The following is a 12,903-nucleotide window of genomic DNA, read 5'->3' on the forward strand; positions in this document are numbered from 1 at the left end:
TTGTTTATCTCGCCTATTTTGCCTTCCGCGCTCAAGGTCGTCTTCCAGAACAGCGCTTATGGAGTTTTGGGTTTTTCTTCCATCAGGCCAATCAAGTTACCTTCCGGGTCCTTCACAAACGCTAACCAAAGGTCGTAATCTGGCATTGGCGCAGCGAATGCCGGTGGACGTTCGCCTTCAACTCCTTCGCTGATAAGGTGGTCGTAAAAGAGCTCAATATCACTCATTTGATAATAGAGAATTGAATTGTGGCCGGCTTCACCTGCCCCTTGCGGCTCGGTCAACATAATTCGAGTCTGGCCACACTGCAGAAAAGCCAGGTTTTCACCGGGCGAAAACAAGTGCTGTAACCCCAATATATCACGATAAAAGTCCAGCGCTGCCGGCACGTCATTGACACAAATTGCGATTTGACCGATTTGCGTAATGGTAGACATAGAAAGCTCCTTAGAGAAGTTCTCAACGGTTTTCAAACGTTAAGGCCGTAAACAGCCCTGACAATCTAACACAGCCCCTGCTCCTGCATCTGCCGAATTCGAGCTTTCACCGAGGGCGCTTCATCCCGCAAAGCCATTTCGACCAACTGGCGAGCCTCTTCCTTATAATTCGGAAACCGCCGTGACAATACCGCAAAGGCATAATAGCTCCAGGCCCTAACAAACTTATTGTCCTGCGCGAGACACAAGCGGATAAACTGTTCCCAGGCCTTCAGTTGATCATTGCTGATTTCCAAACTGGCAATGGATTGCAAGATGTGAAGTGCAGTTTCCCAATGGGGCATCGTTTTTAAATGGGGCAATAAATTGTTGCTTAACTTCGCCTCAAAGGTCGCGCCATTATCGCAATGCCGTTTCAATAACCAGCTCAGGCCCTTTTGTATATGGGGATCATCGTTCGGCCAGTCAAATAAGCGTTCCGCAAATCCCATATCCATATGGTGCTGTTTGTAGATACGACTTATATCCTCACTGCTTTTTCCGTCCCAGTTTTGGAGTTTGTTTAACAAGGGATTCTCCGAAAAGGTAACTTAAGCCCGCACCCTACCGCCCTGACGCTTTTTAAGCAAAAGCAGTGGCAGACCGACAAGCAGAAACGCCAACAAACCAAGACGCTCATCAAGAATCAGGAAAGGGCTCACGCTTAAAATAAAGGCAAACCAATATAGCCGTTTTTGTTCTCCATGATACCTCTCCCTAGATCTCAGCTTGCAATTTAAACCATCAGCCTGACTCAACAAATCGGCGCTCAGAAAACCACCTTATATAACGGTAATTTCCTACCTTCCGGCGTAGAATCCCTAAAACCACAGGCCTCAGCACCCATTTTTTCGTAAAAGCCCGTCGCATTTGGATCGGCGGCAATCAACAGCTCTTTGGCGGACAGCTCTTGTAAATGGGACAACACAAATTCCAGCAATTTTTTCCCTGCACCAAGGCCCATGCAAGCAGGATCAACCCAGCAGTCCTCCAACTCATAAAGACCTTCTCCCAAGCTGGCGCAAGAGGCAACGGCAAGCGTTGAACCTTCGCTTTTCAACAACCAGAAAGGCCGCTCTTCCAACACGCTCTCATTTACTGTTAAGTCCGGCAACCACTGCTGTATCCATTCTTCCGGATAGCCCCAGTGCCGCTTGGCCGCAATCACAATTCGGTTGATGTCCTTGAGATCCCGGGGATCCGCCTCATAAACGTCCATAGCCCATATTTCCAATATCAAGTAGCTGCCTTTTCCCAAGTATTGTATGCCTGAAAGACAAGAGAGATACAAGTCGCAAGCGCGAAAGAAGATTCCTGCTACTGAGCAAACCTCAAAACAGGGGCTCAAAATAAAACGCGGCAGCTACCATCAGGTAACTGCCGCGTTCACAGAGTACTTCTATAGAAATACGTTTTTAGATGGCTAGGTGAGCGATACCTTAGCGCAGACTTTCATTGATCGCCTGCAAGGCTTTATCCCCCGGACACAGTTCGGATTCACCCAGTTTTCTCAGCGCTTTCTTGCTGGTGCCGATTGTTTCATGGCAATCCTGGGAATCCGGGTCCATATAGAGCAGCCCGGTCAGGATTTTATCCTCAGCTTTATAGTCTTTAATCAGCTTCAAGGCACTGCGACGATCATTCACATCCAAATCAGCATCAGCCTTTTGCAGGTGCACAACGCTACCATCGTGCAGCGTCACTTCCTGAGCTGTACCTGCACCGTAATCGGCAGTAATTTCTTCGCGCATGGGTACAAAGTCCACGGTGCCCGTTGCTGCCAGGTGATCGCGCACATGCTCGTAGCCTTTAGTGGAACCCGGATTATTGTTAAAGGTTACACAGGGCGAAATCACATCGATCAAGGCAAAACCACGATGGGAAATAGCCGCTTTAATCAACGGCACCAGCTGCTCTTTATCACCTGAAAAGCTGCGTGCAACAAAGGTAGCGCCCAGCTGCAATGCCACACTGGCGAGGTCAATGGCTTCAAACGGATTGGGCTCGCCTTTCTTGCTGACAGAACCCACGTCTGCGGTGGCAGAATCCTGGCCTTTGGTTAAGCCATAGCAACCGTTGTTTTCCACCACATACATCATATTCAGGTTGCGGCGCACAGCATGGGTAAACTGCCCCATGCCAATGGACGCCGTATCACCGTCTCCGGAAACACCCACATAAATCATCTCGCGGTTGGCCATGTTCGCGCCTGTGGCAACCGAAGGCATTCGTCCGTGAACCGAGTTAAACCCATGGGAATTTCCCAGGAAATAAGTTGGCGTTTTGGACGAACATCCAATACCCGATAACTTGGCAATGTTGTGCGGTGGAATCGATAACTCAAAGATGGATTGCACAATGGCGGCACTGATGGAATCGTGACCACAGCCCGCGCACAAAGTCGAAATAGAACCTTCGTAATTTTTTCTGGTGAAGCCCAGCTCGTTCGTGGGCAACTCAGGGTGGCGAAACGCCGGTTTAAAAAAACTCATATCGTATGTCCCCTAATTATTCCCTACTGTGCTCGTTTGATGGGTGTGACATTATCGTGCTGCGCCACATCCTTAACTCGCTGAACAATGGTGTCCGCTGTAATGGGCATGCCATCGTAGTGGAGAATCTTGATCAGGGATTTCGGGTTAATTTCACATTCGTTGACCAGCAAGGAACGCATTTGGGCATCGCGATTTTGTTCAATTACGAAGACCAACTCATGATCGGCAATAAACTGTTCAACCTCGTGGTTAAACGGAAACGCTCGAATACGGCAGCTATCGGCAGCAATGCCCTGCTCGGCCAGCTTATCAACGGCTTCCAAGGTGGCATCTTTACTGGTCCCGAAGTGAATCAAGCCCACTTTTTTACCGCCATCGCACAGGAAAATTTCAGGTGCCGGCACGTAAGATTTCGCCGTCTCCCATTTATGCAGCAAGCGCTCCATATTTTTCACGTATTCACTGCCGTCTTCGGTGTAAACCGCATACTCGTCACGCGAGGTACCCCGTGTAAAGAAAGACCCCTTGCTCGGGTGGGTGCCCGGATAGGTACGATAAGGAATGCCATCGCCATCCACATCCAGATAACGACCAAAGCGCTCGCTCATGGATTCCAGCTCTTCGGCATTAAATACCTTGCCACGGTCGTACTCACGCGCATCATCCCAGCTCAAAGGCTCGGATAGATTGTCGTTCATTCCAAGATCCAGATCGGTCAGCATAATCACCGGTGTCTGCAATCGTTCGGCCAGATCAAACGCCTGGGCGGTCATGTCGAAGCAATCTTTTGGCGTTGAAGGAAACAGCAGAACATGCTTGGTATCACCATGAGAGGCATAGGCCGCCGCGGTAATATCCGATTGCTGAGTACGCGTTGGCATGCCGGTGGATGGGCCGGCACGCTGCACATCAATCAACACCGTGGGGATTTCAGCAAAATACGCCAACCCCAAAAATTCACTCATCAGTGAGACACCAGGGCCTGAAGTCGCGGTAAAGGCACGCGCGCCATTCCAACTGGCACCAATCACCATACCGATGGCTGCAAGCTCATCTTCTGCTTGCACAATGGCATAGTTTTTCTGGCCGCTGGCCGGATCGATGCGCATGCGCTTGCAGTATTTTTCAAAGCCTTCAATAACCGACGTCGACGGCGTAATCGGATACCAGCCGGCAACCGTTGCACCGGCGTATACAGCTCCCAGTCCACATGCGGTATTGCCATCCAGCAAAATACGATCACCCACATTGTCACAACGCTTTACGGTGATCGTACAGGGGCATTCAAAATTGGCTTTCGCGTATTGAAAGCCCAATTCCAGGGCATGCACATTGGGCGCAACCAGTTTTTCCTTGCCTTTAAATTGATCGGCAATCAATCCGGTCAGCACATCAAATTCAATATCCAGCAAAGCCGCCAAGGCACCCACATAGATCATGTTCTTGAACAGTTGGCGCTGGCGGGCATCCTTGTATTCATCCATGCAAATCTGCATTAATGGAATACCGATGAAGTTAATATCGTCCCGATGCAGACGCAGATCCAAAGGCTTGGTGCTGTCATAAAGAAAGTATCCACCCGGACGAACATCTTTGACGTCCTTCGCCATACTTTGGGGGTTAACCGATACCATAAAATCCGTGCCACCCCGGCGACCCAAATAACCTTTTTCATTGACCCGAACCTCATACCAGGTCGGTAACCCCTGAATATTGGAAGGGAAAATATTTTTCGGGCTAACAGGAATACCCATTCTAAAAATGGATTTCGCAAACAGGTTGTTGGCACTTGCCGATCCAGTTCCGTTAACGTTGGCAAACTTGATAACAAAATCGTTGACCGCTTGAATGCTCTTTACCGCGCTCATGCCTCACCTCCTGCCTTGGCCATTTCATAGCTGAACTTCTGCATATCCCAGGCTGCGGTTGGGCAGCGCTCGGCACAGAGCCCACAGTGCAGGCAGACATTTTCATCCTTCACCATCACTCGTCCAGTTTGCAGCTGGCCATCAGACACCAGAAGATCCTGAGCAAGATTATTGGCAGGTACGATGAGCTTCGCACGCAAAGCTGATTCGTCGTCATCATTCTCAACAAAGTTGATGCAGTTGGTCGGACAGATGTCCGTACAGGCATCACACTCGATACATTTGCTTTCAGTGAACACGGTTTGAGCATCGCAGTTCAAACAACGCTGGGCTTCCGCAAATGCCAATTGCTCATCGTAACCCAGCTCAACTTCCAACAAACGATCTTGAATCGATGTCGCCACATCCGCATGGGGCACCGCATAACGAACATCTTCAACGACGCCGTTATCATAGCTCCACTCGTGGATGCCCATTTTCTGGCTCACCAGATTGGTTCTTGCCGGCGGACGTTCGCTCAACACCGATTTACCATTCAGGAAAAGATCAATCGATACCGCCGCCTGATGCCCCTGCGCAACCGCTGTAATAACATTGGCCGGACCAAAGGCAGCATCACCACCAAAGAATACTTTTGGCAAAGTTGATTGAAAACTCTCTTCGTTAACAACCGGCATATCCCACTGACCAAACTCAATACCCAGATCACGTTCGATCCACGGGAAGGCGTTATCCTGGCCAATTGCGATACACACATCATCACATTCGACAAAGACCGGCGCTTCACCGAGCGAAACCAAACGGCGTTTTCCGTTCTCATCGTATTTGGCTTCAACACGATCGAAACGCATGCCAACTAATTTGCCCTCTTCGATAACGAACTCCAGCGGCACATGATTTTCCAACATGGGCACGCCTTCACGTTCCGCATCTTCAATTTCCCACGGAGACGCTTTCATCTCGGATTTTGGACTGCGCACAATCACATTGACCTGTTCAGCACCGATACGCAGCGCCGTACGACAGCAATCCATGGCCGTATTACCACCGCCAAGCACAATGACTTTTTTACCAACAGTCTCAGTATGTTCAAAAGCCACATTGGCCAGCCACTCGATACCCAGATGAATGTTGGCATCACCCTCTTCGCGTCCCGGGATCTTCAAATCGCGGCCGCGTGGTGCACCGGTGCCGACAAACACCGCATCGTATTCTTTATCGAGAATATTTTTCAGGCTGTCGACGTAGGTACTGAACTGTGTGATCACACCCATATCGAGGATGTAATTCACTTCCTGATTCAATACATCTTCCGGCAAACGAAACGACGGGATCTGGCTTCGCATAAAGCCACCGCCCAGAGGCTGGTCATCATAAAGATGCACCTCATAGCCCAGAGGCATTAAATCCCGGGCAACGGTCAATGACGCCGGGCCACCACCAATCAGCGCAACTTTCTTGCCATTCTTTTGCTCGGGAATATCCGGCATTCGGGCGGCAACATCGTCATCGAGCTTATTATCAGCAGCGACTCGCTTGAGACGGCAGATGGCCACCGGCTCATCCTCAACGCGCCCTCGCCGGCAAGCCGGTTCACAGGGGCGGTCACAGGTTCGACCCAACACGCCGGGAAACACATTGGATTCCCAGTTAATCATGTAGGCGTCGGTATAGCGTCCGGCGGCAATTAAACGGATATATTCAGGCACAGGGGTATGTGCCGGGCAGGCGTACTGACAGTCCACCACCTTATGAAAGTGGTGACCGTCCTCGGTCTTTGTAGGCTTCACAACACGGTTCCAATTGCTACTGCTTGCGCAGGTTCATCATTACTGCCCGCTTGTGGCGAGCATTGCTTATGGGGCATTTATCCAGCCGTTTTCGGCTGAATTGCCTCTCATTCTTTCTTATTTGCTCTTGTGCTAACCCTTTGAATTAGGGCTTTCTTATTCTCGCTTGCGCATGCTAGCGCAACTTTACTTTACAAGTAAAGAATATTTCCAAAGCCAGTTGGGGCCAGACAGAGCTTTTTTCTTAAATTTCATCGTATTCTAGAGGAAAGTGAAGGAATTTTGACAGGTCAAATGCGCCAAATAGTGGATATCCACTACCAAGTGGATGATTTTGTGCATTTAATCAACAGCTCCCTCCCCCCCTGCATTTAATCCCCCTGAAAAATACACAAAGAAGCGTGTTATTCCCCTCTATTTCTGGAGGGGGTATAGCGCGGTTCCCCAAGCCCATCGGGCTGAAACTAAACGGCAACCCAATATCGCCCTCCCCGATTTTCAGTCCGTGTTCACCCGCAACGATTAAAGTGGCCCTGTCATTCACTGGTTCAGTATTACGAAAGGTATTAAATGACGAACTCATCCTCAGACCGACCCGGTATTCAGTGGGACCATCCCAATCAGGATGCCGAGACCATCATTCGCGAACTCGCCACCCGACATAATCTGGACGCTCACCTCAGTGAAGATGATTATCTGGGTACCGACGTGGCCTATATTGCCGGTGATGACGTGACTCTGGATGACGTCGAGAAATTGCTGGTTAACATTGCAAAATTGAAGATATACAACGGTCTGGATATCAGTAAATTGCACGCGCGTTATCTGAGAGAGCTGAAATCCAAAAGCCATACAGAAGGCGAAACACAGCACTGTTGCTGAACATTTTTTCAACGGAATGGCGATGAATTAACTGGGTGAATTGCGAAAGCCCCAAAGCCCCTGGACAAAATGCCAACATCGCCAAAAAAGCCTTGACTCCACACGCCACGCCACCTATTATTCGCGCCCTCACGCACTCGTAGCTCAGCTGGATAGAGTACTCGGCTACGAACCGAGCGGTCGAAGGTTCGAATCCTTCCGAGTGCGCCATACATATAAAAAGCCCCCACAAGCTTGCTTGCGGGGGCTTTTTTGTTCGTGGCCTACATTTCGTGGCCCATTTAGAGCCCACTAGATAGGCAGGCGTCTAAACCTTAAATTGAGTGGCGATACTTTGTAATTGCAGCGCCGTTTTTTCCAATGAACTGCTTAACTCCGATACCAACTCATTTCCCTGGGATACGGTTTCGGATGATTGCTGCATTTGCTCCATGCTGCCACTGATTTCAGAGGTCAGCATTTTTTGTTCTTCTGTAGTGGTTGCAATTTGACTGTTCATTATCCTGATAGAGCCAACTTGTTCGGCAATTCCCGATAGTGCCTGACCGGCTCTTTCAGCCTGGCTTACGCTATTTTGTGCGAGGCTTTTCCCTGCCCCCATAACAGCAACCGCTTCTTGCGAAGCGCCTTGCAAGCGCTCAATGAGTTGACTGATTTCCAACGTCGAATCCTGGGTTCGGGACGCCAGGGTTCGAACTTCATCCGCAACCACGGCAAAGCCTCGACCTTGCTCACCGGCCCTTGCAGCTTCAATCGCAGCATTCAATGCAAGTAGATTGGTCTGTTCGGAGATACCACGGATGACATCAAGTATTCCGCCAACACTCTCTACATCGGTTTCCAGCTTTATGATGACATCGGAGCCTCGATCTACCTGGACAGCCAACTCATTGATCGAATCTACGACATCCCCAACTACCTGCATGCCCATTTTCGTCTCGTCATCGGCCACTTCTGCCCCTTTGGAAGCCGAGGTGGCATTACCGGCAATATCGACAACTCCGCCCAGCAGATTCGATATTGTGCTGATCATATCTTCCGATAAGTTCTTTTGTTGGGAAGCCACTTGAAGCGAATCAGTAGAAGCATTGTTTAATTGCTTCGACATGTCGGTTAATGGTGAAATCGTCGACACCACACTGCCTATCGTGGTGTGCAGTTTTTCAATAAACAAATTAAACCATTCAACAAGTTCTCCAACTTCATCATTACTTGTTTTTCGGATTCTCTGGGTAAGATCGCCTTCGCCTTGTGCAATATTCACCAGAGATTCTTTAACTTGTTCCAAACTGCCCGTCACGACATAAGTAATTTTTACAGCCGCCAAAAGCAAGATTAAGGCTGTTATCACACCCACAGTGATACTCAACTTAACCAAATCACTGCCATTGCTTGAAGCAGCGTCAACCGTCGATGTGAACAAGGTTAAACTGTCTCCTCGAAACTTTTTGAACGCTTTCAAGGCTGCATCATACGCAGCGTTTTTCTGCTCGACCATAGAACCAATATTGGCGAAATCAGCACTCCCATCAACCATGCTCTTGGTAAGATCATACGACAGGGAATAATAGGTATTCAGAACCGATTTCAGTTCTCTGATTTCCACATCACGCTGAGACTGTAACTTGAGGTTTTCGGCCAGATTCTGCTCCACCTCTTCTTTCATCAGAAGCACATTAGAAAGGGATTCTTCATCGCCTGTAGTCGCAGCAGCCGTCAATGTTTCATTAATTCTTTCGAGCTTCACAATATTGACATTGGATAATTCAAGCACTGGAAAGTAAACACTTTCAATTTGCTTAAAATCACGTGTATTGTTGTTAATACCCGAGGCGACATAGGTCACGATCACTAAAAACCCAAGTACCGCCAACCCAGGTATAATCAGTATTTTGTTGCGAATCGACATTCCAGATAAGAAATTCACAATCATACTCCAACTTTTACAATCCAATGATGGAAAAAGGCATCAACACAAACAGTAATTTTATGGCGACACCCTATCCATGCGCTAAACAAACTAGGGAAGTTCGTAAACGACCTTAACCGTACCATCGACGTCTGCACTGTCGATAAACCCAATGGCTTCCTTCTTTGCCGCGACTGCGGCTTTAATTGCCGCTGAATCCATCTCTTCCGGAGGCTTACCCTTGCCTGTAAACAGCAACTTGGCCCAGTAGGCTTTATACTGTCTTTCGCTTTTCTTTAAAGCGCCCTTTACAAAAGCAGACCTTGCTGCATTCCCTTCCTCAAGCTGAAGAGCATTGATCGCCACACCACTTCCATAAGTCTTTTTCTTGCCCAGATAAATTCGACTGATGTCTGAGGCTGAAATCTCTTCGGAATTGGCTGGATTAACAATTACAGAGACACCGGCCTGACTCGTTTCAACATAAGTCAGAAAAACACTTAACACGACGCTAACTGTCAATTTACTAAATTTCATAAATCCCCCTTAAAAAATCAGATCTACAGAAACTGAAAATAAGGTGGCATCGCCATTATATTTTCTCTGCACATCAGAAAGTTCAAGCTTTAGCGCTGCTGATGGATGAAAGTCATAACGCATACCAATAGTAGAGATTTCGACATCAGATCTTTGAGCGTTAACGACTGTGCTCACCCCGGCTCTTAGTCCTGCTAAGGCTGGTACATTTGGAATGGCATTGATTACTTCGGATTTAGCATCAGCTTCAGACGCCTCATAAGTCAGGTGCACGGTGATGTCATCAAAACGCCTGGCGCCGCTCACGTAATACTGATCAGATTTTGCGAAAAACGAATCTTCAATATCCACCGTAGTGAACTCACCGACAAACACATACTCCTCATACTCGGCTTTCATGCCAATGGTAGCGAAGGTGCCGGTATCGTCGTCCTCGGTTACACTGAATTTATTTTCTTGACTGCTTAGCCCTGCCGCACTCAAGCCGCCCGCAATCGCATTCAAACTGTCATTACTAAGACCTACTGCCGCTTGCAGATACGCCACTCTCACGGAAAACCAATCGTATTCCAGCCCCCACGAAATTCCCGCCAAATCTGAAATTTCGAGGCGTCCTGCGGCGGGATCTGAATCGTGGCTGCCGTAGGTAAGCTGCATCATGCTATCCCAATCACCCAACTGGGAATTGTATAAAACACTCACACCTTCATAGGTATCGAACGGCGTTGAGCTATAAACCGTTGTGGGAGGTCTTAACCAGTGGTACGCATAAGCGACATCAAGGTAGTCTGAATACAGGTAGAAAGGTACTCTTAGCTTCCCGAAGTTAACTTTCCACTGATCATTGAATTCATAACTCAAATAGGCCCATTCAAAATTTGCATCGAAATCATCATTTCCCTTGCCAACCAGCTGTGCGGTTACTGATAGGCCCTCAGCTAAATCAACACCCGCCTGCAACGCCACCAATGTATCCGGTTTAAAACTGACATCGTCATCATAGCCAGCGAAAGTCCCATTGTTCACGCGAAAATTTTCATCCTCATCGAACACGACTCCACCGGCGACGGACAGAAATCCATTCCAACGAATGTTTCCGACTTCCGCTTGCACATCTGTGGATAGCAAACCTGCTAGTCCGATGCTTGAAACTACCATCATGCTTTTAATAATGTTCATACTCTCTCCGATCCACATTTTGCAGCAACCCCCATTCACACCCCAGAAAATCAGAAAATAAACAGGTATTCCAGATTTAGGATTGCTCTCAGGACTGTGTGTCGACCAAAAAGAGGCTTTCTATAACCAAAAAAATAAAATCGTTCTTCTCCCGAAAAAATAGCTCCCCCGCATCAAAAAAATGCTCCATAAAGGCAAGTTTGTTGTCTGAGAAACGAGTTGGGGAAGCGTGAGTATTTCGAAATCAGCGGCCAGGTCAAAGCTAAAATGGCGAGTTTTGAACATCGAGTTTCCACTCAAATGGATGAAACACAAAGCGCCACCTTAGCCGCCTATACACCACCAACAGCTAAGGGTTTATTCGTATGTTTCACCGCGATTTGCTAACGATTCAACAAAGAGCTTGGGCGGGTAATCTGCAGTGGGTCAGCAAACTCTACTCCACAACTTCCAACACGATTCTGCCGAGATAGGTTCCACCAAGAAGCACCTGGTCCCCAGCCTGCAGATAACGTCCAGAATCAAACCCCTCCGCTATCGTTTGCTCAATAACATACTGTACAACACTGCCCTCTAAGAAACTTAAGCTCAGAACCCACTGGGTTCCCCATAGAATCTTGGACCAGGTATTAATGCCGTTGTATACAACGCCTTCCGGGGTACCGGTAAGTATCGCGCTGTCCCTGGCAATATAGTCTCCCTTGATTAATGAGAGCGGTTTATCCTGATATTCCCAACTCGGATTTTTACCCGTTTTCAAGATATCAATCACTATTTCATCAATCTTCTTCACCATCTTGTCCGCGGAACTGAATTGGCGTTGTTCTCCATTAACCTGAGTATACAGACTGACCGAATTGACAAACTGCCGCCAGTCCAGAGGTACTACCGTAAATGGCCCCACCGGGAAACGATCATCGCCGCTCTTGGCATCCGTGAAGCCAATCCCAGAAGCGGGGTTATCTGTATTGATCTTTCGCAGCAGCTCGGCCCGGTCGGACATATCCCCACACAGAAAAAAGCCTTTGATCGCTTCTTCAAAATTCCAGACATTGAAAATCGGAGCCTGAAAACGCACACATAACTCCACCTCATAATCCATCAGAACGGTGGATGATATTTTTACGCGGCTATCAAATGAAGAAGGTGAAGCAATCTTTGGGAACAGGAAACCACTGTGCAGATCCGTTTCTTCCTGATGCGCCTTATAGTTGGTGCCCGCGGCAATATGCCTGCGCCCCAACACCCGAGACACTCTTAGATCCGAGTAATCGTAGCTTCGCCTGGGTGCTGAGGCGGCGAATTTTTGAAGCGTCGTGAAGCCAATCTCGGCGACCATATCCAGCGGGTCCTCCAACCTGAGATCAAAGTGCTCACTGACATTGACCGCCCAAAGCTTGCCACCCCGCTCCTCCAACACCAGCAATGTATCCAACTGCGGCTTACCTTCACCCGGGGTTTGGGCAAGGGTCAATCCCATCTCCAGAGGTGCGATAGCCGCCGGAACAATCGATACTCCCAGAGAATCACCTCTCCCCCAGGACGAGAACACACAAACCAACACCAGCAATACTGTTTTGTACACACACATATAAGTAACCCTTCTACTCGCCGTTTAATATAGAACTTTCAGTCATGTTGACAGGCCGTCAACAGGTACTATCAGGCAACAAATACTGACACCCTGTCAATAAAAATTTAAATTTTTATTGACAGGGTGTCAGCAACTCAAGTTTAATGGCCATAAGCAAGCCGCAATCTGTTTAA

At 48.3% G+C, this 12,903-nt stretch carries 11 protein-coding genes and 1 tRNA gene; 2 read left to right on the forward strand and 10 right to left on the reverse strand.

Annotated features, from left to right (window positions below):
• Positions 1-56 precede the first annotated feature (56 nt).
• From G8768_RS17490 to G8768_RS17515, 6 genes are all read right to left on the reverse strand, one after another.
• Positions 57-437 carry a VOC family protein gene (locus tag G8768_RS17490; protein WP_166843658.1) on the reverse strand — a complete coding sequence of 127 codons (381 nt, stop codon included), beginning with the start codon at positions 435-437 and terminating at the stop codon, positions 57-59.
• A 65-nt stretch (positions 438-502) separates the two neighbouring features.
• Positions 503-1,006 carry a hypothetical protein gene (locus G8768_RS17495; protein WP_166843657.1) on the reverse strand — a complete coding sequence of 168 codons (504 nt, stop codon included), beginning with the start codon at positions 1,004-1,006 and terminating at the stop codon, positions 503-505.
• A 239-nt stretch (positions 1,007-1,245) separates the two neighbouring features.
• Complete coding sequence (locus G8768_RS17500) at positions 1,246-1,695, reverse strand: GNAT family N-acetyltransferase (protein ID WP_166843656.1); 450 nt, start codon at positions 1,693-1,695, stop codon at positions 1,246-1,248.
• A gap of 220 nt (positions 1,696-1,915) precedes the next feature.
• Positions 1,916-2,968 carry a 2-oxoacid:ferredoxin oxidoreductase subunit beta gene (locus G8768_RS17505; protein WP_166843655.1) on the reverse strand — a complete coding sequence of 351 codons (1,053 nt, stop codon included), beginning with the start codon at positions 2,966-2,968 and terminating at the stop codon, positions 1,916-1,918.
• A 23-nt stretch (positions 2,969-2,991) separates the two neighbouring features.
• The gene (locus G8768_RS17510) at positions 2,992-4,839 is read right to left on the reverse strand and encodes a 2-oxoacid:acceptor oxidoreductase subunit alpha (protein ID WP_166843654.1); all 1,848 of its coding nucleotides are present in this window, start codon (positions 4,837-4,839) and stop codon (positions 2,992-2,994) included.
• Complete coding sequence (locus G8768_RS17515) at positions 4,836-6,629, reverse strand: FAD-dependent oxidoreductase (RefSeq protein WP_166843653.1); 1,794 nt, start codon at positions 6,627-6,629, stop codon at positions 4,836-4,838. Before G8768_RS17515 ends, G8768_RS17510 begins: the two co-directional genes overlap by 4 nt.
• 570 nt (positions 6,630-7,199) lie before the next feature.
• Between G8768_RS17515 and G8768_RS17520 the strand changes: the two genes are divergently transcribed.
• Together G8768_RS17520 and G8768_RS17525 are read left to right on the forward strand one after the other, a co-directional pair.
• The gene (locus G8768_RS17520) at positions 7,200-7,511 is read left to right on the forward strand and encodes a hypothetical protein (protein WP_166843652.1); all 312 of its coding nucleotides are present in this window, start codon (positions 7,200-7,202) and stop codon (positions 7,509-7,511) included.
• Between the two features lie 133 nt (positions 7,512-7,644).
• Positions 7,645-7,721, forward strand: a tRNA-Arg gene (locus G8768_RS17525).
• Between the two features lie 97 nt (positions 7,722-7,818).
• Here the strand turns inward: G8768_RS17525 and G8768_RS17530 are convergent.
• The 4 genes from G8768_RS17530 to G8768_RS17545 form a co-directional block, all read right to left on the reverse strand.
• Entirely contained in the window at positions 7,819-9,438 is a 1,620-nt protein-coding gene (locus tag G8768_RS17530; protein WP_166843651.1) for a methyl-accepting chemotaxis protein, read from the reverse strand.
• A 93-nt stretch (positions 9,439-9,531) separates the two neighbouring features.
• Positions 9,532-9,957, reverse strand: coding sequence for a phosphate ABC transporter substrate-binding protein (locus G8768_RS17535; RefSeq protein WP_166843650.1), 426 nt, complete (start codon positions 9,955-9,957; stop codon positions 9,532-9,534).
• A gap of 9 nt (positions 9,958-9,966) precedes the next feature.
• Entirely contained in the window at positions 9,967-11,136 is a 1,170-nt protein-coding gene (locus G8768_RS17540) for a hypothetical protein (RefSeq protein ID WP_166843649.1), read from the reverse strand.
• A 436-nt stretch (positions 11,137-11,572) separates the two neighbouring features.
• Positions 11,573-12,727, reverse strand: coding sequence for a fumarylacetoacetate hydrolase family protein (locus tag G8768_RS17545; protein WP_166843648.1), 1,155 nt, complete (start codon positions 12,725-12,727; stop codon positions 11,573-11,575).
• Positions 12,728-12,903: the final 176 nt, after the last annotated feature.

It is taken from the genome of Pseudoteredinibacter isoporae (assembly GCF_011602085.1).
Classification (GTDB): Bacteria; Pseudomonadota; Gammaproteobacteria; order Pseudomonadales; family Cellvibrionaceae; genus Pseudoteredinibacter; species Pseudoteredinibacter isoporae.